This window comes from Brasilonema sennae CENA114, from assembly GCF_006968745.1.
Lineage (GTDB): Bacteria > Cyanobacteriota > Cyanobacteriia > Cyanobacteriales > Nostocaceae > Brasilonema > Brasilonema sennae.
The window spans coordinates 4,195,212-4,218,576 of the sequence record NZ_CP030118.1; the positions used below are offsets into that span (position 1 = coordinate 4,195,212).

18 protein-coding genes and 4 pseudogenes are annotated in these 23,365 nt (G+C 43.9%); 8 read left to right on the forward strand and 14 right to left on the reverse strand.

What is annotated here, in order from left to right:
• Positions 1-141 precede the first annotated feature (141 nt).
• Together DP114_RS17850 and DP114_RS17855 are read right to left on the reverse strand one after the other, a co-directional pair.
• Positions 142-825: an ABC transporter ATP-binding protein gene (locus tag DP114_RS17850; RefSeq protein ID WP_171976721.1), complete on the reverse strand. Its 684-nt coding sequence runs from the start codon at positions 823-825 to the stop codon at positions 142-144.
• Positions 826-842: 17 nt separating this feature from the next.
• The gene (locus DP114_RS17855) at positions 843-1,115 is read right to left on the reverse strand and encodes a hypothetical protein (RefSeq protein WP_169267159.1); all 273 of its coding nucleotides are present in this window, start codon (positions 1,113-1,115) and stop codon (positions 843-845) included.
• A gap of 282 nt (positions 1,116-1,397) precedes the next feature.
• On the opposite strand from DP114_RS17855, the gene psbD reads away from it, so the two are divergent.
• Both psbD and cobJ read left to right on the forward strand, forming a co-directional pair.
• Entirely contained in the window at positions 1,398-2,456 is a 1,059-nt protein-coding gene (psbD, locus tag DP114_RS17860) for a photosystem II D2 protein (photosystem q(a) protein) (protein WP_169264508.1), read from the forward strand.
• Positions 2,457-2,788: 332 nt separating this feature from the next.
• Positions 2,789-4,606: a precorrin-3B C(17)-methyltransferase gene (gene cobJ, locus DP114_RS17865; protein WP_171976722.1), complete on the forward strand. Its 1,818-nt coding sequence runs from the start codon at positions 2,789-2,791 to the stop codon at positions 4,604-4,606.
• Here cobJ and DP114_RS17870 read toward each other — a convergent pair.
• Positions 4,601-5,929 carry a tyrosinase family protein gene (locus tag DP114_RS17870; RefSeq protein WP_246162572.1) on the reverse strand — a complete coding sequence of 443 codons (1,329 nt, stop codon included), beginning with the start codon at positions 5,927-5,929 and terminating at the stop codon, positions 4,601-4,603. The two genes, cobJ and DP114_RS17870, sit on opposite strands and share 6 nt — an antisense overlap.
• A 252-nt stretch (positions 5,930-6,181) precedes the next feature.
• On the opposite strand from DP114_RS17870, the gene DP114_RS17875 reads away from it, so the two are divergent.
• Complete coding sequence (locus tag DP114_RS17875) at positions 6,182-6,403, forward strand: hypothetical protein (RefSeq protein ID WP_171976724.1); 222 nt, start codon at positions 6,182-6,184, stop codon at positions 6,401-6,403.
• A gap of 582 nt (positions 6,404-6,985) precedes the next feature.
• Here the strand turns inward: DP114_RS17875 and DP114_RS17880 are convergent.
• The 6 genes and pseudogenes from DP114_RS17880 to DP114_RS17905 all read right to left on the reverse strand — a co-directional run bounded on the left by DP114_RS17880 (position 6,986) and on the right by DP114_RS17905 (position 14,454).
• Positions 6,986-8,149: a PepSY-associated TM helix domain-containing protein gene (locus DP114_RS17880; protein ID WP_171976725.1), complete on the reverse strand. Its 1,164-nt coding sequence runs from the start codon at positions 8,147-8,149 to the stop codon at positions 6,986-6,988.
• Positions 8,150-8,195: 46 nt separating this feature from the next.
• Positions 8,196-10,916, reverse strand: coding sequence for a TonB-dependent siderophore receptor (locus DP114_RS17885; RefSeq protein ID WP_171976726.1), 2,721 nt, complete (start codon positions 10,914-10,916; stop codon positions 8,196-8,198).
• A 299-nt stretch (positions 10,917-11,215) separates the two neighbouring features.
• The gene (locus DP114_RS17890) at positions 11,216-11,554 is read right to left on the reverse strand and encodes an ureidoglycolate lyase (RefSeq protein ID WP_246163353.1); all 339 of its coding nucleotides are present in this window, start codon (positions 11,552-11,554) and stop codon (positions 11,216-11,218) included.
• 114 nt (positions 11,555-11,668) lie between these two features.
• On the reverse strand, positions 11,669-13,249 hold the full coding sequence (locus tag DP114_RS17895; protein ID WP_171976727.1) for a reverse transcriptase domain-containing protein: 1,581 nt from the start codon (positions 13,247-13,249) through the stop codon (positions 11,669-11,671).
• A gap of 538 nt (positions 13,250-13,787) precedes the next feature.
• Positions 13,788-13,922, reverse strand: a pseudogene (locus tag DP114_RS17900) (ureidoglycolate lyase); the annotation flags it as partial.
• 85 nt (positions 13,923-14,007) lie between these two features.
• Entirely contained in the window at positions 14,008-14,454 is a 447-nt protein-coding gene (locus DP114_RS17905; protein WP_171976728.1) for a DoxX family protein, read from the reverse strand.
• Between the two features lie 754 nt (positions 14,455-15,208).
• On the opposite strand from DP114_RS17905, the gene DP114_RS17910 reads away from it, so the two are divergent.
• A complete protein-coding gene (locus DP114_RS17910) occupies positions 15,209-15,460 on the forward strand; it encodes a hypothetical protein (protein ID WP_169268705.1) in 252 nt (83 codons plus the stop codon).
• 18 nt (positions 15,461-15,478) lie between these two features.
• Here DP114_RS17910 and DP114_RS35080 read toward each other — a convergent pair.
• The 4 genes and pseudogenes from DP114_RS35080 to DP114_RS17925 all read right to left on the reverse strand — a co-directional run.
• Positions 15,479-15,940 (reverse strand): annotated as a pseudogene (locus DP114_RS35080) (Clp protease N-terminal domain-containing protein); the annotation flags it as partial.
• Between the two features lie 147 nt (positions 15,941-16,087).
• Positions 16,088-16,336 (reverse strand): annotated as a pseudogene (locus DP114_RS35790) (ArsR/SmtB family transcription factor); the annotation flags it as partial.
• Positions 16,337-16,432: 96 nt separating this feature from the next.
• Positions 16,433-17,422 (reverse strand): aspartate carbamoyltransferase catalytic subunit, encoded by a 990-nt coding sequence (locus DP114_RS17920; RefSeq protein WP_169268703.1) that lies wholly within the window; start codon positions 17,420-17,422, stop codon positions 16,433-16,435.
• A 180-nt stretch (positions 17,423-17,602) separates the two neighbouring features.
• A complete protein-coding gene (locus DP114_RS17925; RefSeq protein WP_169268702.1) occupies positions 17,603-17,782 on the reverse strand; it encodes a hypothetical protein in 180 nt (59 codons plus the stop codon).
• Between the two features lie 306 nt (positions 17,783-18,088).
• On the opposite strand from DP114_RS17925, the gene DP114_RS17930 reads away from it, so the two are divergent.
• From DP114_RS17930 to DP114_RS17945, 4 genes are all read left to right on the forward strand, one after another.
• Entirely contained in the window at positions 18,089-19,024 is a 936-nt protein-coding gene (locus DP114_RS17930) for a CBS domain-containing protein (RefSeq protein WP_169268701.1), read from the forward strand.
• Between the two features lie 297 nt (positions 19,025-19,321).
• Entirely contained in the window at positions 19,322-20,191 is an 870-nt protein-coding gene (locus tag DP114_RS17935) for a CAP domain-containing protein (RefSeq protein ID WP_171976729.1), read from the forward strand.
• A 515-nt stretch (positions 20,192-20,706) separates the two neighbouring features.
• Positions 20,707-20,949 (forward strand): hypothetical protein, encoded by a 243-nt coding sequence (locus DP114_RS17940; RefSeq protein ID WP_172195239.1) that lies wholly within the window; start codon positions 20,707-20,709, stop codon positions 20,947-20,949.
• Between the two features lie 146 nt (positions 20,950-21,095).
• Positions 21,096-22,019 carry an FTR1 family iron permease gene (locus tag DP114_RS17945; RefSeq protein WP_171976730.1) on the forward strand — a complete coding sequence of 308 codons (924 nt, stop codon included), beginning with the start codon at positions 21,096-21,098 and terminating at the stop codon, positions 22,017-22,019.
• A gap of 1,041 nt (positions 22,020-23,060) precedes the next feature.
• On the opposite strand, the pseudogene DP114_RS17950 reads toward DP114_RS17945, so the two are convergent.
• Positions 23,061-23,365 (reverse strand): annotated as a pseudogene (locus DP114_RS17950) (CHAT domain-containing protein); the annotation flags it as partial.

Below are 23,365 nucleotides of genomic sequence, written 5' to 3' on the forward strand. Positions count from 1 at the left end.
AGATTCATAGTAATTGAAGCATGGGTTGTAACACTATGTTACAAAACGAAAAATGTATATGGGGGTATAGAGAAAAATCGATGCAAAGTATGCCCATAGGGCCTGCAAGGCAAACGAGATTTCCCCTATACCCTTGTATCCTTAAGTTTCAGGAGTTTTGTCGTGCAATTCCATCAGCCGTCGTTTGAGGCGCTGTGGTTCTCCATGATCCAATAAACAACCTTTTTCTAGTAGCAAAGCGCCGTCACAGTAATTTAACTCGTCTAAGCGATGAGTAACCCACAGAGCTGTGATACCACGATTTTTGACTAGGCGGCGGACACTAGCTACGAGTTCCAATTGGCTATCTGGATCAAGTAAAGCGGTGGGTTCATCTAACAATAGGACTTCACAGCGACGGGCTAAAGCGCCAGCGATCGCCACTCGTTGTTTTTGTCCACCACTCAAAGCATAAATAGGACGTTTTTGCAGTGAAAGTAAATTCACTGCTTCGAGCGCCTCCTGAACGCGAGTTCTCACAGCAGCAGGTGGGAGTTTTTCTTCCACTAGCCCAAAAGCCACATCAGCACCAACTGTTGGCATGACGAGTTGATGATCCGGATTTTGGAAGACAAAGCCCACAGGATGTGAAAGTTGAATTTCCCCAGACTCAGGGGTTAATAGCCCTGCTATGAGTCTGAGTAAGGTGGATTTGCCACTCCCATTTGTACCCAAGAGCATCCAAAATTCACCCTTGGGTACTTCCAGAGAGCAAGACTTAATCACATTCTCTCCGGATAACCAGCTAAAATTTAAATCCTTAACTCCTATGCCCAGTTCCACCATGTGTGTATACGAGTTAATTACTCAGCTGCTATAGCGAAGAAACCAGGTGGTCTACCACCAGCAGCAGCCCCGCCTTCTCTCTGAGTCAGCTGAACTCCAGAAATCTCACTAGCACGGACAGCTATTTTCTTTTCTGTCTTTCCTTCGCTTTTGAGTTCCACAATATCAGGGCTGCCAGTTTGCATAGCACCCACAATCATCTGATAAACTGCCTCAGCATCCTCAGAGGTTTTACGCTCTATGGATATGGGGAAAGCTGTGTTCTTTACGGTTAAGTCGATACTAAACATTTCGCTTCAATGAAATTAAGGTGCAGGACTCATTTTAACGTTAGCTTGCGTGGAGGGAGTTTGAGGAGGTCGCCAACCGGAAAAATTAAAATTAGATTAAGGAAATGAAAAACACACTAGAAAAATCTGAGAACTTTATATACAATTGGATTAGAGTTGGTAAATAATTGTAAACGGCAATTGACAACTCAATAAATTCTCTGTTCTAGGCAGGCAGTCAAATGTCTATCCTGGAGTCGGCAGAGGAAACCCGCAATAATAAGATTTTGGAGATTCGTTGTAATGACCATTGCAGTAGGACGCGCCCCGTCAAAACGGGGGTGGTTTGATGTTCTCGACGACTGGTTAAAGCGAGACCGTTTCGTATTCGTAGGTTGGTCAGGAATACTACTGTTCCCCTGCGCCTTCCTAGCATTAGGCGGCTGGCTAACCGGTACAACTTTTGTCACCTCTTGGTACACCCACGGGATAGCATCATCCTACTTAGAAGGATGTAACTTCCTGACAGTCGCAGTATCGACCCCAGCAGACGCAATGGGACACTCGTTATTACTATTGTGGGGACCAGAAGCACAAGGCGACCTGACCCGTTGGTTCCAACTGGGAGGGTTATGGCCATTCGTAGCACTGCACGGAGCATTTGCGCTGATTGGTTTCATGCTGCGGCAATTTGAGATCGCTCGGTTGGTGGGAATTCGTCCTTACAATGCGATCGCATTCTCTGCTCCAATCGCAGTGTTCGTGAGTGTGTTCTTGATGTACCCCTTGGGACAATCAAGTTGGTTCTTTGCACCCAGCTTCGGTGTGGCAGCAATCTTCCGCTTCCTGCTGTTCTTGCAAGGATTCCATAACTGGACACTTAACCCCTTCCACATGATGGGAGTAGCTGGAGTACTAGGTGGAGCGCTGCTTTGTGCTATCCACGGTGCAACAGTAGAAAACACCTTGTTTGAAGACGGTGAAGGGTCAAACACGTTCCCCGCGTTCACTCCTACGCAATCTGAAGAAACTTACTCAATGGTGACAGCAAACAGATTCTGGTCACAGATATTTGGAATTGCTTTCTCCAACAAGCGTTGGTTGCACTTCTTCATGCTGTTTGTGCCCGTCACAGGCTTGTGGATGAGCGCAGTTGGAATTGTAGGTTTAGCACTCAACCTGCGGGCTTACGACTTCGTGTCGCAAGAATTGCGCGCGGCAGAAGACCCAGAGTTTGAAACTTTCTATACCAAGAACATTTTGCTCAACGAGGGTATCCGCGCTTGGATGGCTCCTGCCGATCAACCTCACGAAAAATTTGTCTTCCCTGAGGAAGTTCTTCCTCGCGGTAACGCTTTGTAATAATCATCTAATATATCAGCGATATCAGCGTTAGATAGTTAAGTCGTCCCCGCCATGTGGCGGGGACGATTTGATTTTTTCGGCTAAAACTAGGAAGCTTTCACTCAAACTTGTCAATTTATTTATCAGGATGTATTCTGTTAGCGCAGCGGGGCGTAGCCCGTTTTGCGTTCTGACCTATTTGTTCTTCTTAAGAGCACCCCACGGACGGCGATTGCGCAAAGCGCAGACGCTGCTAGGCGTATCGCTACCCGTTATGAATAAAACAAACACCTTCTTTCCTATTCCCTGTTCCCTGTTCGCTGTTCCCTGTGTTTCTTGAAAGTATTTCCATGACAAAAATTCCGCCTGCTGTGATAATTCTGGGTAACAACAGTATCCCCGTGGCAAAAAAAATTATCAGCGTCTTGCCAGGAGCACAGTTGTACGGGTTGGCTGGTCGCACTTATGATGTGGATGTCAGTTTTACTGAATTTGGAACGACACTGCGAGAATTATTTGCTCATGGAACACCAATCATTGGCATTTGTGCGACAGGTATTCTGATCAGAACCCTTGCGCCACTACTTGCCAATAAGCGAGAAGAACCTCCAGTTCTTGCAGTTGCTGAAGATGGTAGTGCAGTGGTGCCACTTTTGGGTGGACTCAATGGTGTCAATTCGCTGGCACGCCAAATTGCTGTTGTACTGAATGTCAAACCCGCTATTACAACCACGGGTGATATTCGTTTTGGCATCGCGCTAGAAGATCCCCCTTTAGGCTACCGTTTAGCTAACCCGGATGACGCCAAATCCTTCATGTCTGACTTACTAGCGGGAAACTCGGTGAGGTTGGAGGGCAGTGCACCTTGGTTGAAGAATAGTGCGTTACCTATTGCTGAGGATGCAACAAGAGTTATACAAATTACTGAAAAGCAAGTTGTTTCTATATCAACTCGTCTTGTTTATCATCCCGCTACTGTAGCGATTGGGGTAACCTTTGTTAATCCCAGCTTACCAAAAGGAGAAAGAGGAAGTTCTGAGGAAATCGCTTTTGTGCAGCAAATGCTGGTTGATGCTGAGTTAGCTTCAGCATCTGTTGCAGGAGTCTTCGCCAGTACTGTTGATGCTGCCAATCCAGTTTTACAAGAAATTGCCGATGCCCTCAATGTGCCAATTCGCTTCTTTACTCCAGACGAAATTGTTGGTGTGATGTCACAAAATAATACTGTAGATGTGGCTCGGCTCCAGCAGGGAGCCGAGCCCTTGCGGGCGATCGCTCTAGCTTTAACCGCTTCCTCCGGGCAGTTGGTGATGCAACGGCAAACATCTGACTTTAGTTGTGCGATAGCGATCGCCCTCTCACCCTCACCCATCAATATCAACACCACAGGTAGACCACGCGGTCGATTGGTAGTCATTGGCACAGGTCCTGGAGGAAGCAATTGGATGTCCCCAGAAGTCAAGGATGTTTTACGTAATGCCACTGATTTAGTTGGTTATTCTACTTACTTGGAATTAGTTGGTTCTTTGGGCAAAGATAAAAGGTGGCATGAGTCTGACAACCGGGAAGAAATTGCACGGGCACGAGTAGCGCTAGATTTAGCAGCAGAAGGACGTTTTGTGGCGGTAGTCTCTTCTGGTGATCCTGGTATTTATGCTATGGCTGCAGCAGTGTTTGAAGTGCTTGAGAAGGAGGCAAAGCCAGAATGGCAAGGTATCGAAATTCAGGTAGCACCTGGTATTTCCGCGATGCAAGCAGCAGCAGCCAAGATTGGTGCCCCCCTAGGTCATGACTTCTGCACCATCTCCTTGTCTGATATCTTAAAGCCGTGGTCAATTATCGAACAGCGAATCACTGCCGCTGCACAAGCAGATTTCGTGATTGCCTTTTACAATCCAGTGTCAAAGCAGCGCACTTGGCAACTGGCAGAGGCAAAAAATATACTACTGCGTTACAGACATCCTGATACTCCAGTCGTGCTTGCCCGCAACCTTGGTAGAAATGGAGAATCTGTTCAGGTTTGCACTTTGGAAAACTTAGTACCAGAACTCGCTGATATGCGGACAGTCATTCTTGTGGGGTCAAGCAAAACCCAGACGATCACGCGGTGCGATGGTAGCGTCTGGGTTTATACTCCTCGTCGTTACGATGAAGATAAGATTTTATGAGTTGATATGATTGCCCCTTTTAAGGGTGTCGTAGCTATACCCATACTTTCTAAAATTCAGAGTGTCTGTAGGTGTGACAATATCATCTGGGGACAAATGAGGAAGTAAGGATAACACATCTGCTGGCCCCTGATTTACCGGTGTGGACTCACCTCCATCCCAAGGCCACAATCTGTCGTTGAGATTTTCTCCATAATGTCCACCACTGGCAGGATAATAATTGGGACCTGCATGTCCATTTGCCTGCCATTCGGCCCAAAGGCGATCCAGATTGGAATGAATTAGCCAAAATACTGGATCGTAGGGAGAACTGATAATACTAGCCATTGTGCCTAAAGGATTAAGCTGACCCGTGGTAAAGTCAAAACTACCTCCACCGACTAACCCATGCATATAGTTATGCATAAAGACTCCACGAATTGTGAGTTGTCCCTGGCTATCGGATTTGTAAAATCCTTCTAGACCTTGGCGGAGTCTGTCATAGTCGTCAACAGCAAGAATTTGGTCCAAGTCTTCTTTAGGAATAGGGTAAGTATTTACAGGCGGCGCTTGCAAAAAGCGTAAGAGAACCTCACCTAATGTTTCTCCAGATGGCTTGATATGTAAGTTTGGGTTCAAAATCCATCCATTGGCTGCTGAAAAAGGACCGGATGCAACAGGTCCCCCTTGGACATCACCTAAACCTGGAATGCTGAGGGTGACTCCTTGACCATTTGCTCCCAAAAACTCATCTTGAAAGATAACTTCCAACGCTTTAGGGTCTGTCCAATCCCAATAGGGAAGTGTGACATTGGGGTTGACTGATTGCAAAGCTTTTTCAAATCGGTGTATAAACTCACGATGCCACGGTAGTAATAGAGAACTTTCATGGGCACCATCATGGCCAGCAGCTGGACCTTGTGCTTCGCTTGACATTAGCCCCATTGCTTCCACGTGCACTGCAACAAACTGGTCGTAAATACTGATACTGCTACCTTCCGGAACTGTATTTTTTAATGCACGCACAGCATCAACGAATGCTTGTTTCTCTTCTTGGGTAAGGTCAACAACATTCTTTCTTATTGCATAAGCTTTGTTTCTGCTAATAAGAAGTTTTTCGTTTGGAGGAGCAAGATCAGAATGAGCACTGTTGATTTCATCAATAGCACTGTTGTGATAAGCTACAGTCAGCTTGGTATCTGAACTATCGCCCTGCACCTGATTTAATACTTGCTTATGGTCACGATGCTCAACATTATGAGAGAATGCCGGAGTTCCAAAAACGACCAACACAGCAACAATACAACTAATAATGACTGCTTTAATACTTTTGTGGATTTTCATCATCTACGCTTATTATGTTCCCAATATTTCAATAATTTTTGAGAATTTTACTGAGATTAATGATTACTATTTATATAAGTTGACAGTAAACATAATTACTCACAATAGAAAATCTTTAGGAAAATCTTTCTATTGTTTCGCAACCAGCGCAAAAGTCGTTATTTGTTTGCAGTATTGCTGTGTTCCAACCTAGTTTGACCCCCAGGCACGACGCTTTTTTATATGAAAATAATGGCGTTGCATAATAAAGGGATGAATTCTACTGTCCAGCCAAGTGCATCTAATCACATCCGTAAGAACGGGCATCGTCGTGGTAAGCAAAACTCATTTGCTGTTCATATGATGCTGCAGCAGGGAGCGCTAGAACACCGATTCACTAATCCCAAAAACCCGGTTTCTGTTACTGGGAAGACCGAAGTTTCGTTAACTCAACAAGAAAAAACCGGGTTTTTTAGTCACAATTATGAATACTGAATCGGTGTTCTAGTAGGACATAATTTATAAAAACCGTGTTTTCATCCCTCATGGTACTTGCGTTGAATAAGCGTTTTACAGAAAACAAAAATACGGCTTTTAACGATTAAGGACTACTAGCATTGCTGAGCGCCAACTTCTCGAATCATATACAAAACAACGCGAACGAAAAACTCTTTGCTACTCTAAATCCGAAGAAATGTTTAATATCATGTCCGGATGAACACTTATAAAAAACCAAGAACCTCACCCCCATCCCCTCTCCTTAGTAAGGAGAGGGGTGCCCGATAGCGTAGCGTGCCGTTAGGCATAGGGCGGGGTGAGGTTTTTTTATTGTAAGTAATTAACCGAACTTGATATAAGTTATCAATTAGATTGTTAGTGCATTACCTCTACAACGGATTTGTGCTGTTACCAGTCTAATTTATCCCGCAAATATGCAGCGCCAAAATAATTGTTAATTTTTCTACCAATAGCCTTTTTCAGCTCGACGTTCCACCTCTGGCTGTTTGACATCATTCCAGCTAAGAGATTTTCCTCGGTACCGATACCACCACATCACAAAGCCAGTGATAAATAAAATCAGCGGTGCAAGTCCGACAAACTTTTTACTGAAGACTCAATCACCTTCATTGACTTTTGTCTGGGATTTTTCCCTTTGTACCGATACCACCACATAACGAAGCCAGTGATAGATAGAATCAGTGGTGAAAGTCCGACAAATATATATAAAATGCGGGTAGGTAAACCACCATAAGTCCCATAGTGCATTGGTGCAAACGAGTTTAAAACTTGATCAGCTCGTGATGCCTTCAAGCCATTTTTTAGTTGTATTACTTTACCTGTATACTGGTCGAGATAAACTTGAGAGCGACCGTACTTCCACGTTTCTTGAGGGTATTTTTTACCCACCCTAAAAACTCCTTCTGGTGTTTTTGGCAAACTGATATAGGTAGTAATAGCATTTGGTAAAGCAACATCAGCTTTTTTGAGAATTTCGCCCAGCGCCAAAGGTGATTTGCCCTCTATAAGTTGAGAAACTGGTTTGGGTGGCATGGGAGTGAAAGTTGCAACGTGGATGACGGGTTGGGAAAAATCCCAAAAATTCCAGCACACGCCTGTGAAAGCAATCATAGTAAGGAAAACAGCCGCAATGATGCCTGCCACCTTGTGAATATCAAAGTTAGTTCGTTTGGGATGTGCATTCCACTTGATTTTGAAGCCAAGAATCAGTTTGCGCCAACCAGGCCATAAAATAATTCCTGTAATGCTAAGAATAAAAAGCAAAAACGCGGCTATCCCAACGATGATTTCTCCGATTTTGCCTGCTAGGAGTTCGTAGTGGAGTTTGAAGGTGAACCCAATCAATGTACGCTCCCACTGACGGGAACCCATAATTGCACCTGTGTAAGGATTGACAAATACTTGCGTTCGTGTATCACCAGGAGCTTCCAGCCAGATACGATAGGGGAGGTGTGCATCTGGAAGTGTGTTGATGCTTGATAGTTTCAGTTCAGGTTGCGAGGCGTAGGCGGTTTTGACGGTTTCGACTACGGACTCGATGGGGACGCGTTGTTCTTGAGGAATAACTTGCCCAAACTGTTGAGTTACTAGGAATTGGTCGATTTCCCGCTGAAAGACTAGTAAACTGCCAGTTAAGCCGACGATGATTAACAGTAGTCCGACAATTAAGCCGAGGTAGCGGTGTATGTAAAATGTAAAGTCACGTATTTGTTTAGAGTTCATGGTGGATGCTTCTTTTTGACAAAAAGAACTACAAAGGCTGACAAAATCAAAAATTCACTGAAAGTGTCCCCAGAATCGTAAACGGTTCGCCGTAAAAGACTGCATTTCTATCACGGGCACTTTCAAAATAATCCACATCAAAAAGGTTCTTAAAGTTCAACCCCACTCGCCAATTTTGACGACGGTAAAAAATCGTCGCATCGGTTCGCACATAATTAGGCAAAGTGAAAGTATTTGCTAAGTCTCCCTTTCTGTCACCTGTGAAAAACAACCCTGCACCGAATCCAAAACCTTTCAAGCCTCCACTCTGAATTTCATATGCAGCCCATAAACTTGCACCGTGTTGTGGCACGTTGTTAGGTTGATTTCCCTTGAAAGCTGGTCTAGTATCTTTAGTAATTTCTGCGTCGGTGTAGGCGTAGGTGGCAATCAGATTTAATCCTGGTATTGGTTGTCCGACTATATCTAACTCAATACCCTGGCTTTGTTGTTCGCCCACCTGGATGCTAAAGTTTGATCTGCCAGGAGTCGGATCTGGTGCAACAACGTTTTGTTTGGTGATTTGGTAAGCTGCTACTGTTGCTGACAGTTTGCCGTCTAGAAACTCTGTTTTTACACCCACTTCAAATTGTTCGCCCTCGGTTGGCTTAAACGTTGTCCCATCTGCATTGACACTAAATAAACCCGCTGGCAAAAACGAGCGACTGTAGCTGGCATACAAGGAAACTGGCGAAATCGGCTGATAAACAATCCCCACGCGAGGACTAAAAGCTGTGTCGTTTCGGTCAAATGTTCTGTTAGTCAATCGGTTATTTAACGATTGATCTACCCAATCAAACCGTCCACCCAAGAGAATTTTCAGGTTGTCTGTTAATGAGATTAAATCTTGGACATAGAGACCAAATATATTTTGTTGATCAAAAGTGTCACTACTCTTTCTAGAAAAATTGACGATCGCTCTGTCATAGACTGGATTGAACAAATTGAGCGTTGGTAGAGTGCCAGTAAATGTCGTACGATCAGTGGATCCCCAGAACAAATCAAAACCAAATAGAAGGTCATGTTTGATACTACCAGTTCTAAGCTTGCCGATCAGATCGGTTTGCAGGGTGTAGTATTGTGAATCAAACGTTCCTGGTTCGCGGAACGCAGTACGTGTTACAGTTCTGTTGTCTGCTTGAAGAGCTGGAGAAACAAAATCCTCATCAACACTGAAGAGTTCAGCATTGAATGCGTTACGAACCGACCAATTATCACTAAACTTATGTTGGAATCGATAACCAATTAAAGTATCTTCGTATACCTGATTTCTGAGGTTTGGATCGTCGAGAAACCTTGATTTAGGAACACGTCCTAAGGGATTTCGTAAAACAGTACCGACAGCAGGTAAGCCGTCGTAGTCTGGAATAGAACTGCGCTGATAATCACCCTCAACGGTTAGGGTTGTATTTTTGCCAAAGTCAAAACTGAATACTGGTGCGATCGCAATCCGTTCAGCATCAACAAAATCAACAAAACTACCAGATTTTCGATAAGCAGCATTCAAACGATAGCGTGCAGTTTTATCCGCATTCAATGGACCTGAGATATCAATGGCAGGACGATAAAAGTCATAGCTACCAACCGTCAATTCAGCACCATAGTAAGGCTCAGCCAGCGGTTGCTTGGTGGTCGTGTTGATAATTCCACCTGGTTCAGCCTGTCCGTAAAGCACCGAAGCTGGACCTTTAAGAACTTCAACTTGCTCAATGTTCGCTGTTTCAGAGAATGTGCGACCTCTGATTCTAATGCCATTGACATAATTGCTGCCGTTATTGTTATTAGTTGAAAAGCCTCGAATTGTAAATTGATTTGGAAAAGAAGTTAAACCACCAGTAGCTCCTAATGAAACACCACTGACATTACGCAGTGCATCAATCAGGTTAATCGCTTTTTGGTCTTCTAGCACCTGTCGGGGAACGACTTGAATTGAAGCTGGAATATCCCGGATGGGCGTATCGGTTTTCGTTGCAGTTGTCGCATCTGGTGCGCGATACCTATCTTGCTGTCCCGTCACCACCAACTCAATCGGCTCATCACCAGAAGCTGATGGTCTCTGTGGTTGTGTTTCACTTTCAGGCTGACTAGCAGGTGGTTGTTGTGTTTGAGGTTGTTGCCCCTGTTGGGTGGCTCCTGTTGCACTAGCAACAGAGAAAATCAGACCCTCATTCGGACTTTCATACAACTCAACAATTGGTACACCCGACTTACCCTGAACGGTTAGCCGGATCGTATTGGCATCTTTATTTACTACTGTTATCTGGGCAATACCCGCAATTGGTTTTTGGGAGCGGAATATAAATGCCTCACCCGACGGCATACGCAATTGAGCATTGGGAATATCAACAATAAAATTATTACCAACACTACGATTATCCAGTTGCAACGCCTGCCCTTTCGAGGTTTGTAAAATCACCTCGACACCTTTTTTGGTAGGATTTGCCTTGACTCCTGTAACTTGCACAACTTCACTTGAAGGCGCTGTTTCTTGTGCTGGTGACTGCACCAGCATTCTGGCACTCCTGACTGGATGCTCTATCTCATTGACTCGCCGAATTTCCGTTATGGGTTTAACCAGCCCTGCCTTGGACAGCACAGGTAATCGTTGCTCAGAACTACTAGACTGCACTCGTTGAGCTTTAACCGTCTGACTCCAAGCAGGAGTTATTACTAACATCCAAATAGAATTTGTCAATAGCAGAGCTTTCAGCTTTTGCTTGATTTTCATCTTTGCCCCTCACAATCGGTAGTGTCACCTGGCTTTGAAGTAGATAACTGTGGAGCTAATTGGAATTTATTGGTATAGCTAACAGACTTACTTGAGAAAACTCTACAGGAGGTAGCTGAGCAATTGCAAATCTTTGTCATAGTTTCGTAATGTTTTCTGTGCAGCTAAGTGCTAACACTTCTGGGGAACATCGCCCTTCATCTAAAGCCACGCTTCAATGATTGGTGAAAAAATAAGAACCCCGACTTCTGCTGAGAAGTCGGGGTTCTGAATACAAATGTGCTCCAGATTGCTATCACTCACAAAATCTCAAACTCAAACTCCAAACTATGACTGTTAAGAAAATTGTGAGTGAAATGGTCTACAACATTCGTGTCACTCAATTCCAAATTGTAAAAATCCACAACCTCATGCTCAAAATAAGGTCCAGCGTGCCAAGTTCCTACCTCTAACTTGATGAAGCAATTTCCTGGAATGCGAAAAGCTGCGATGTCTTCTAGAGATGGTTGATCAATATTATTGTTAGGAGGACCAACTGCAATCAACCAGTCCTTCCCTTCCAACGAACCTAAACACTGAGTACATTGCACATGGCGAGTGATGGTGTGAAATCTGCGCCCTCTGAGGTGCAGCCTCATAATGTAAAAGCGGGGAGTACCTCTGTCGTTAGAGTCGATGTCCGGTATTATCCGGAGCACCTCTCCTACAGAACCGTACGTGCCCGTTTCCGTGCATACGGCTCCCAGATGTTCTTAGGGTTGTTGTTCCCTTTTGCTCATGTGGTGGTATTGGTGGCATTCTCGATGGACTGCTATGCAGTTCTTGGGTTTCCAATTCTGATGATTTCCGTCTACGTGATGTAGATGGACTGTATCTGAAGATATCATCTTCATTCCACATATTCCACATGAATGATTCTGCCGTTTCAGGGCTTTAGAGGTGTGCCCATCGTAGAGCTTGCTGTTGCGCTTGCTCCAGTATGGTATGTCTCCGTCAAATGGTGATTTATTTCCTATGACCATGACATGACTGTTTTCGGAGTAAGGAACCGCTGGGAATGCCTTGTCTACAAGCTCTTTGCTTGAGTAGCGGTCATTCTTGGTTTCCTTATTAAATACCGTGAATGTTCTGTTGTTGATGTGCCACAATGAATTTCGTGACCCATTCATTTTGCAGAAGCGGTGGTAATTTCTCCATCCTCTAACTAAAGGAGCGAGCTTTTCGGCTTTTTCCTTAGAACCATAGTTAGGGCAGTTGACGATGTTTTTGACTTTCTTACGAAATGCTTTAAAATTGTCCGCTGAAGGGATGCTTCTAAATTTTCCGTTCTTCTGTACTTTGAATTTCCAGCCTAGAAAATCAAACCCATCTGTCGAGGCGGTTATCTTAGTCTTGTTTTCACTGATATTCATTCCTCTGTCTGCAAGGAATTGATTTATTCTTTCAAGTATTTCTCTTGCGTTGTCTTCGGGTCTAAGTATTATTACCATATCGTCAGCGTATCTGACTGATGGTTCGATGATATATTTTGTAGGGGTATTTGGAGTTATCCTTCTACCTGCTATTTCATGATATCTATGGATACTTTCGATTCCGTTTAGCGCAATATTGGCTAATAAGGGACTTACTACACCACCTTGGGGAGTTCCTTGTTCGGGAAATTCGGGGTGTATTCCTGCCTTTAGGCATCGGAAGATACCGATTTTCAACCCTTTTGGTGCTATCAGGTTTTCCATGATAGTCGTATGGCTTATCCTGTCGAAACATTTCTCAATATCAAGTTCTATGACTCGTTTATTGATTCCATTTGAGGATGAGTTTAGATTGTTTGCCAGTTGTTTTTGTGCATCGTGTGCACTTCTGCCTGGTCTGAATCCGTAACTTCTCGCGTGGAATGTTGCTTCGTGTGCTGGTTCTAGTGCATATTTTGCTAGGCATTGCCAAGCTCTGTCTGCAATAGTTGGGACTTTGAGAATTCGAGTTTTTCCGTCCTTTTTTGGAATCGGAATTTCGCGTAATTTGTTATGATGCCAATTGATGTAATTAGTCTTGAGTTTTTCCTCAAGTGCAAAACGTTCTTCAAAATTGAGGGACGCTTTGCCATCAATACCCGCAGTCTTTTTTCCGGCATTTAGCTGAGTTACTTGACGAATAGCCAGGAACCTTGCAGCTTGAGATTTCAGAATCAGTTTTTGGAGTGACCGCGTTTTTCGCTTGTCTCCTGCTTTAACTGCTTTAAATAACCTAACTTGTAGGCGGAATAAATCTTTCCGAAATTTCTTCCAGGGCAGATTCTTCCATGATTCACTAATCTCATGACTGTGCCTAACCATACTCTACTCCTTTTGGTTATTTTCTGAACACCTTTCAGCAATTACGCTGAATCCTACCCGTGCTAAGAGAGTTCCGTATCTCGTCATACCTACCTTGGGTTCGACCTCCCAGGACTCTTAGCTCGTTTTTATTCGTTCCTCAGTCAAGATATATGTGCCGTCAGATGTAACCAATCCAACCGTTAGAACCCCTTACTCTTGCCGCTTGCGTACTTATCATCGGCGGGATTTTTGCTCTAACGAAGTCAAGGTTTTTATGTTATGCCTTGCTCCAATCTGGGTCGTTTTTCTAGGTTCTATTTCATCTTGCGCACTCCCTGTTAGCGCCAGTGTCGATTCATAACAACCGTCTGGTTGCGCCCTGTTCCCAGCTTCACTCTGCGGAATTCCGAGTCCGCTCGGTGTGGGCAGATAAGGAGTCACCTCTGAGTTTGAGGGGAAGGGTTTTCACCTTCATCTTGTCCGAAGTTCAACCATTTCTGGTTGACATGCTTATTTACGGGCTGAATACCGTGATTCAGCATGTAACGAATCGCACAAGTACTAATTGAGTATCTTCTGCATCAAAGAGTTTGCCATGTTCACTGGGAAAAATCACTTGTCCATATCGACGAAAATTTTCCGGCGTTACCCATTGAGCCCGCAATTGTTGCACCGTCTTTGATATCGTCATATTGCATTCTTTTGCATCTGCCACTATTTTAACTCTGTTCCCTCTCCGGTTAAGAAAGGGCAAGGGAAAGGTTTGTGAAAGTGGCTTATTCCAATCTCAGCAGTTTCTCAGGAATGAGTGACTTAGGAATGATAGAAGCTTGTTTGTCAAAATCTGAAGGTTGTGTATACCACCAAGCCCATGCAATGAAAACAGCCTGAAAAGGAAGTCTTATCGCTTGCAACCAAGGTGAATTGGGTATATTGTCAATGGGAATGTGATTAACCGCCATGTTGATATTTGCCGGATAAACAGCAATAAAAAGAGCAATAAGTCCCCAAGCAGTCGCTTGACTGACAGGCGGAACTAATAACCCGATACCACCCAATATTTCATAAAAGCCACTAAGATAAACAATTTCTAGAGGATAGGGTAGTTGCGGCGGCACAATTCTGACATATTGATCCCCAGAGGTAAAGTGCGTTACCCCAACTACAATCATAGATATAGCAAGAATGACACGAAGAAGTTCTTTAAGATTATTTTTCTTCATCTGTTTGCGTGGTTGCGTTCATACCTTCAGTTTGTTTAGCATATATCACTCCGTCGTCAGTCATGGGTGGGAATTAGGGAGTAGAAAAATCAAGGGACAAACAAGGGGACAATGAACCAATACTTTAGAAGATCGAACCGTTCCCACCTTCCTTGCGGATACAGTTATTCCTACTTGTGATCATTCCTTGGAAATGGACGCGGCTTTCATTATGGCATTTTTGTAAAGTCATGTAACATTTTCTCATAAATTACCCGTTGGTTTTCGTAACAGTTCAGAAGACAGTGCCCAGTTGGACTAGAGTTTGTCAAATCACTCTACTAAAAAGAAGATTCTCATAATTTTCTGAACTTTACAATTAGTCAAGGTATTGTTACATTATTTGACATGGCAGCAAAACCTATGTGAAGACAGTTTTCACGAATACACACAGCTACGTCATTAATGACTAGAGTTGGCAGTACTGTCAACTTTCGTTAACTTAGTGCTTGTAAGAAAACTCACAGGCTAGCTTCACGCTTCGGGTAAGGCAGTTGCGCGACTGTCGGATAACCCTAGCTGAGCACTACCTGACCACAACACAGAAAAATTCAATGTTCACAAGCGCCAAGATTGGAGTTGCGCTCTAGAACACAGCTTAATTTATGTAAAATTTAAGATTTTCTTTAGATTTTAGTTTTAAGATTGTTTTTAGATTCTTGATAACACTAATGTGTTTGACTAAGAACGAGTCTTTACAAAGGAGGTTTATCCGATGGACTCTTCAACGTTACGTCATCTATGGTCTGTGATTGAAGAAACCCAGACCAGTACTCTTCTAAACTTCAGTGATGCGCAACTAGTCAAGCACTTAATTAGACTGCTTGAAAATAGAAAACTACTTAACGACGAAGAAATCAGTACTGTGAGTGCTTATATTCGTTCCAGAGTCCCACTCATCCGTGACCTCGCTTTTGCGCGTTCGGCAAAGATAAATGGGCAATGGGTTATGAGTATAGCTGGCTGAAAACCTCTTATGTTAGGTCAAAGTCCTTCGCAGTCGCTGTTCTAAAGAAATCAAATCTACCCCAAGACTTTGCAATACCCGAATTGCGACTCCCCCTCCTTCATGGAGAATGCCTAATAGCAAATGCTCAGTACCAACGTAGTTAACATTAAGATATCGGGCATCCTCTACCGCTAGTTCCAAGACCTGTTTGGCTCTGGGAGTGAAGGGAATATCTATAGCTGTATCACCTTTTCCTCTGCCGATAATTTTTTCGACTTCAATCTGTGCATTTTCCAAATTCACCCCCACAGAATTAAGAAACTGCCAGCCTATACCACTCCCTTCACCAAGAAGTCCCAGTAAGATTTGTTCTGTCCCAACAAAATTATGTCCCAAACGGCGCGATTCACCCTGAGCCAAATTAATCGCGTTAATTGCTTTTTGGGTGAACCTTTCAAAACCTTTGAGATGAAATCTGTCAGAAAAAGACCCTGACAGTTTGTGAAAAATAGACTCGAAAAATTTTTCAAACATAAACCCCTCCTCAATAGGTGTCTTGTTAGCGGGTTCAAGGGTGTGTTCGTTGGAGACGCGATCCCCTTCGCGTCTACTTCTATCCGTCGTTAAAAAAGCAAGCAAATCCTCCATCGTCTTAGCATTCGCTGAGTACCACAGAAATTGCTTATCTTTGCGGCTTTTTACTAACTCTTCGTTCCGCAGCTTTTCCAAATGATGCGACAGGGTTGAGTTCGGGATTTTGAGCTTTTCCTGAATCTCACCCACTGTCATCCCTTCTGGATAAGCAGCAAACAGCAGCCGCATAATTTCAAGTCGTGGCTCCGATCCGAGTGCAGCAAACATATCTGCATATCGAGCCGTTTCTTGATTTTCCATATTTCTAGAATAACCGAAATAAGTAATATGTCAACACTAATATTTAGTCATGACTTGTGAGTCATGAGTTAGCAATTGTTTCTTTGTTCCTTACTCCTATGCTCTACCACTCCCAATCAAATACAGCAGCGCCATACGAACAGCAACACCACTGCTCACTTGAGCTTGAATGAGGCTAAATTCTGGATCATCCATTAACTCTGAGCTAATTTCGACACCACGGTTCACTGGACCAGGGTGCAAAACTTTTACATTAGGCTGGCACAGTTGTAGCCTTGAGTGTGTCATACCAAACATCTGGTGATATTCTCGCAAAGAAGGCAATAAATGAGCACTCATTCGTTCTTTTTGCAAGCGCAAAGTCATCACAAAATCTGCATCTTGCAAAGCTGGTTCTAACTCCCAGTGGAGAAACACTTTACCTGGTGTATTTTCACAATAATCTGCAAATAATTTTGGTAAGAGGGTGGGTGGTGCTGCTAAATGCACGTCAGCACCACTTGCTGTCAGACTCCAAATATTTGAGCGTGCTACCCGCGAATGGAGAATATCCCCAACAATAGCAATCTTTTTTTCTTTCAAAAGCTCCACTCGGGGTAGATCTGGATCAAGGAGACTACAAATAGTAAATAAGTCCAACAGACCTTGGGAAGGATGTTCGTGTTGACCATCACCAGCATTGAGGACGCTGACTTTTACACCGAGTCGATCCATCTCTTGGGCGATCGCATGAGGAACTCCCGCCTCTCGATGGCGAATCACCATTATATCAGTTCCCATTGCCAAATAAGTTTTTGCCGTGTCAAGAATAGTTTCTCCTTTTGTCATTGAAGAACTTCCTGAGGCAAAATTCAGTGTATCTGCCGATAGGCGCTTAGCAGCAAGTTCAAAACTACTGCGAGTGCGAGTGGATGCTTCAAAAAATAAATTCGCCACAACTTGTCCCTGCAAAGTTGGGACTTTCTTCGTCCGTCGAGATAGAACCTCTTGAAAACTAGCAGCCGTTTGCAAAACGGTATCGTACTCATCAGTGGTGAAGTCAGCAAGGGAAAGAATATGGTGACGACTCCAGGTGTTATTAGACATAAATAGCGAGGATATTTGGCTTAAAGACACGTCTACAGCGCACTCCAGGGTAAGTTTCGATGCACACTGATAGGGCCTTTGGAGGCTACTTGCGAGTTTACTTTATACTCATATTGTTTCAGTGGCGCTTATTATATCGCATTTTTAGAGTTTTTGGATTGACCGAAAAAATTTTAGATTTTAAATTTTAGATTTTAAATTGAGGAGCCAATACTGTTCGCGCAGCGTGGCACTTTGTGCCATAGTCCTTGTTTCCCGACAGAGGTACTTGGCGTTGATTTTCGGCTTGCCCTGAGCTTTGCCGAAGGGTACAAGCCCCGTCCTAGAAGGACGGAATTCATCCAAAATCGTAAATTTCAAAATCTAGGCTTCGTTTCGCTCCCCTCCAAGCAGAGCACTTTTAGCTTGGGCTGAGCGCAGCCGAAGCCGGTGGAGTTAATCCAAAATCTAAAATCCTAAATCCAAAATTGATTGACGTATGCACCAGGAATGATACCACCTGACATTTCTTAAAATAGATACCTGTTTGCTTAAATAACTCCTAGATTTTCAGTCATAAGCTAATGTAACGAATAGTGACAAAACTTACAACAGACGAAACAGGTCAGGAACTCTGTGCAGTCTTCTGGGTACATTATGAAAGAGTGTTCTCCAGACAAATGAGCCATGCTACTTGATGATCTACGGCTAAGTGAACCAGTAATAGAGGCAGCGATAGACTATAAACCACTGACTGTCACACCAGAAACATTGCTGATAGATGTCATTGCTTTAATGAACCAAAAGCGAATTCACAGTTGCTCGTTATCTGGTCTTAATTCACCGTTAAATGGATTAACCGTACATCCAACAAACTCTAGCTGTGTACTTATTATACAACAAACAAAAATATTGGGTATTTTTACAGAACGGGATATTGTACGGCTAACCGCAGATGAAGTTGACTTTAGAAACGTGACAATAGCGCAGGTGATGACACAACCAGTGATTACACTGGAGCAAGCGACTTTTCAGGATGTTTTTGCGGCTTTATTTTTATTTCGGCGGTATCGTATTCGCCATCTGCCTATAGTAGGACAAAAGGGCGAACTTATTGGTGTTATTTCCCACGAGAGTATTCGTAGGATTTTACGTCCTGTTCATCTCCTAAAGTTCATGCGTGTGGCAGATGTGATGACAACCCAAGTCATTTGTGCTTCTAGAAGTGCTTCGGTATTAACTTTAGCTCAGGTGATGGCAGAGTTTCAGATTAGCTGCGTCGTCATAACCGAGGATCAACCACCGTTAGATTTGGGACAATTTGTTCACATTCCCATCGGAATTGTCACTGAGGAGGATATTCTAGAATTTCAGGCAATGGAAGTGAACCTATCTGAAGTTCTAGCGCAAACTGTGATGAGTAAACAGCTATTTGTGCTCAATCCTGAGGATTCTTTATGGGCTGCTCTTGTGGAAATGCAACAGCAACAGACGCGAAGATTGGTGGTATCTTGGGACCGAGGAACAAAATTAGGGATTGTGACTCAAAGTAGCTTACTGCGAGTCCTTGATCCCGTACAAATGTATGGAGTGATCGAAACTTTGCAGCAGACACTTAAGTAGCGTCTATGCTTTTCCTTGGCTTTTTGACGCGCTAGTACTCGTTTTTCTTCTTTTTCTTCTTCCCTCACCGCAATAGACGTTTCCTTTCAGGCGTTGTTTGAGATTTTCAAACTCTAGTTTGAGCACTTGGTGTGCTTTTGTGGAGATACCTCTTCGCCAATATAATTTTTTGTACACAAAAATCGTTTCAGCTGATATATTTTTTAATTAGCCCTCTTCAGGTTTGCTTCTACCAAAACTGACAGCAGAATTTTCATCTGCTGAGCATGTGAACAAATCTTTGCGAGGACAGTATTGATGGAATCAAACAACGCGACATTCGAGCAGCAAGTTTTTGAACTAACTAACCAAGAACGAGCTAAGAATAATCTTCCACCTCTGAAAGCGAATGCTGAACTCAACTATACTGCTGACAAATATGCTCAACAGATGTCAGAACGTGGTGTTTTGAGTCATACAGCACCAGATGGCTCTCAACCGTGGGATCGAGCGAAGGTTGTTGGGTATTCAGCTCAAATGATGGCAGAGAACATAGCCGCAGGGCAAAGAACACCTCAACAGGTTGTTCAAGATTGGATGAACAGTCCTGGACACCGAGCTAATATCCTCAAGCCCGAATATACTGAGATTGGCACTGGTTTTTATAACAACTATTGGGTTCAGGACTTTGGTAGTGGTGATACAAATCCCATGAGCTACATACCAGGCTCTACATCTAACTCAACGATCGCATCTACCTCAACCCCTACCCCGCAATCTGCCTCCATGCCTACAGCTACATTGGACAGTGTTTTTCCTTCCAACTCTGTTCTAGCTTCTGTTCCAGCATCCACCCCTGTTGCTGAACCTATAGTTGAAGCTGCTTCTAAGACTGATACAGGATCTAGTAGCGGCAAAGTCATAAACAACCAAGTGAATGACTCGCTACTCTTGGGTGGTTTCAGCAACAATACGCCCGACTACACTCCTGGACATGATACTTTTAAGCTTGGTCAGGTTGAAAACTTTGATTGGATTGGCAATCTTCAATTTAGTCAAGGAATACCTACAATGGAAAATAGTAGAATCTTTGAGATATTACCAGGCTCTCAAATAGATAACAATATCCCAACTGGGGATAGGAATTTGAACACTTTAATTGCACAAGGACAAAACACTTTCTCCTAGAGATTGTGTAAGTTACACTCCTACACTGTATTGGAGGGTGAGTGTAGGAGTGTAAATAATTCGTTAGCAATGCAAAGTTGATAAAATTGCTCATCGGTTAAACCTACAGCTGGAGGTACGTTTAAGGTGAGGGGTTCTATCATGATTATTTACGGAAGGGGTTCATTCTATTATCGGACAAAGACTGAAGCCAAAAAGGAAAAAGATCACAAACAGTAAGTCTGTTGAGTCCAAGGATCACGTTAGCAAAGAAGAATCAACGCCAACTGAGGCTGTAAGCACTGAAAGCAAAAAAAGCCAAATTGCTACTAACACTTAAAAAAGACAGAGGCATAACTCCAAGAAATTAAAGCATCACTGTGCTAAAAGCAAAGGTAAAAAGTCTACAACAAATGGTAGAAGCATCTGCCACAGAAATCATGTAAAACTAAAATCATACTACTCAGATCTTGCACCTTCCCCTGAGTACGCCTTGAACTAAAGTACCCTGCACCGAAGCCCTCCGGGTTCGCCAGTTGACGCCAGACGCATCAAGTCGGGAAACCCTTTCGGCAGTCGCTCATGGGGGAAACCACGGCAGGTGCTACAACGGGGGGAACCCCCGCAACGCACTGCCTCCCCAAGACCGCGCTGCCTCACCCCGGCGCTGGCTCCTTTATGCCGGGGAACCCGTCCACCGGACTGGCTCACCGCCAAGGGCGTCTACAGGGCTGCATAGTCAAAGTCGGTTAAAACGGACTGGAATGTATATTCAGTAAGCTAAAGCTTACTTGAATTTTAAGCCAAGAAATTTATTTCTTGGCGGATCCAAAAGCTGGTGCAAGATATGAGACTACAGATGTAAATTTAGAAAGTCAGATTTCATCTGGGTTGCTTAATTACGAATTACTAATTACGAATTACTATGAATTGGAGTGCTGCATTACCAACATTTTTCATTACCTTAAGAGAAGGTGTCGAAGCTGCTTTAGTTGTCGGAATCGTCTTTGCCTGTTTACAGCAAGCTGAACAACAAAGGTTGCATCGTTGGGTATACTTAGGTGTTATCAGCGGCACTTTAGCTAGTTTTGTTGTCGGTTTACTACTAAATCTGGGAATCCAAGGATTGCAGACATCTGATTTGCTGTATGCACCTGTCTTCAAGCAACTTTTCGAGGTGGGACTGGGCGTAATTGCGATCGCCATGCTCAGTTGGATGTTAATCTGGATGACACGACAAGCACGATTTCTCAAAGCAGAAATCGAAGGCTCAGTTAAAACTGCTTTAGGTGAAGACAATCGTGCAGCTTCGGCGATTTTCAGCTTAATTTTTATTGCCGTATTTCGGGAAGGTTTAGAAACGGCTTTGTTTATCGTCGCTAAGTTTCAAGAAGGTTGGACACCCGTACTTGGGGCAATAGGAGGACTAAGTATGGCAGTTCTCATCGGGATGCTACTGTTTAAGTGGAGTATCCGCATCAATTTGAGCAAATTTTTCCAGGTGATGGGCGTGTTCCTGCTGCTGATTGTCTCTGGATTAGTGATTTCTGCACTCCGCCATCTTGATGGGGCGGCGATTGCCTATACCCAAATCAATTCCTCAATTGCTGATGCTTGCGGACAAGGAAATACTTCTTGTCTTTTAGGTCCCCAAGTTTGGGATCTCTCAGGTATTTTACCTGATCGACAGTTTCCTGGAATCCTTCTGAAAACTTTATTTGGCTATACGCAAAAACTCTATTTCGTTCAGGCTGTAGGATATCTTCTGTTTTGGGTGGTTGTGGGTAGCCTCTATTTCCGCAGTCTTAGCCAACCCACACAATTAAAACCAGCAACCAAACTCAATTAGGACTTATTTATATCATGTCCGTGGGAAAACCTCACCCTGCCCTATCGGGCATCCCTCTCCTTATAAAGGAGAGGGAAAGATTTTAGCGCCGATTCAAGCGAGGGTGAGGTTTTGAGCGAGTCGGTGTGTACACCGTTAAAACCTCACCCTGCCCTGTCGGGCATCCCTCTCCTTATAAAGGAGAGGGAAAGATTTTAGCGCCGATTCAAGCGAGGGTGAGGTTTTGAGCGAGTCGGTGTGTACACCGTTAAAACCTCACCCTGCCCTGTCGGGCATCCCTCTCCTTATAAAGGAGAGGGAAAGATTTTAGCGCCGATTCAAGCGAGGGTGAGGTTTTGAGCGAGTCGGTGTGTACACCGTTAAAACCTCACCCTGCCCTGTCGGGCATCCCTCTCCTTATAAAGGAGAGGGAAAGATTTTAGCGCCGATTCAAGCGAGGGTGAGGTTTTGAGCGAGTCGGTGTGTACACCGTTAAAACCTCACCCTGCCCTGTCGGGCATCCCTCTCCTTATAAAGGAGAGGGAAAGATTTTAGCGCCGATTCAAGCGAGGGTGAGGTTTTGAGCGAGTCGGTGTGTACACCGTTAAAACCTCACCCTGCCCTGTCGGGCATCCCTCTCCTTATAAAGGAGAGGGAAAGATTTTAGCGCCGATTCAAGCGAGGGTGAGGTTTTGAGCGAGTCGGTGTGTACACCGTTAAAACCTCACCCTGCCCTGTCGGGCATCCCTCTCCTTATAAAGGAGAGGGAAAGATTTTAGCGCCGATTCAAGCGAGGGTGAGGTTTTGAGCGAGTCGGTGTGTACACCGTTAAAACCTCACCCTGCCCTGTCGGGCATCCCTCTCCTTATAAAGGAGAGGGAAAGATTTTAGCGCCGATTCAAGCGAGGGTGAGGTTTTGAGCGAGTCGGTGTGTACACCGTTAAAACCTCACCCTGCCCTGTCGGGCATCCCTCTCCTTATAAAGGAGAGGGAAAGATTTTAGCTACGTTAAAACTGGGGTGAGGTTCTTCGTTTTTTATAAGTATTCATCCGAACCTGATATTACACTCCTACACCCTTTTTCAACACAGGAGTTAAATGTTCAGCAATCCCATCTAATTGAATAACGTTACATCCCAACTTATAAGCAAATTCAACAGATTCCCCTGCACATAGCGCATTGTAAAAGCCTGTTGCAAATTTAATGGCGGCTTTATCCTCAATCGCTTTGTTCATACCAATGACATAGGGGATGTGAGTGGCGATCGCACTCGCTTGGACTTCCGAGTAACAAGCGTTGAGGACAACACACTCAATGTCACTCGCAAACAACTTGAACAGTTCAGCCAGTGCAATGGTATCTACTA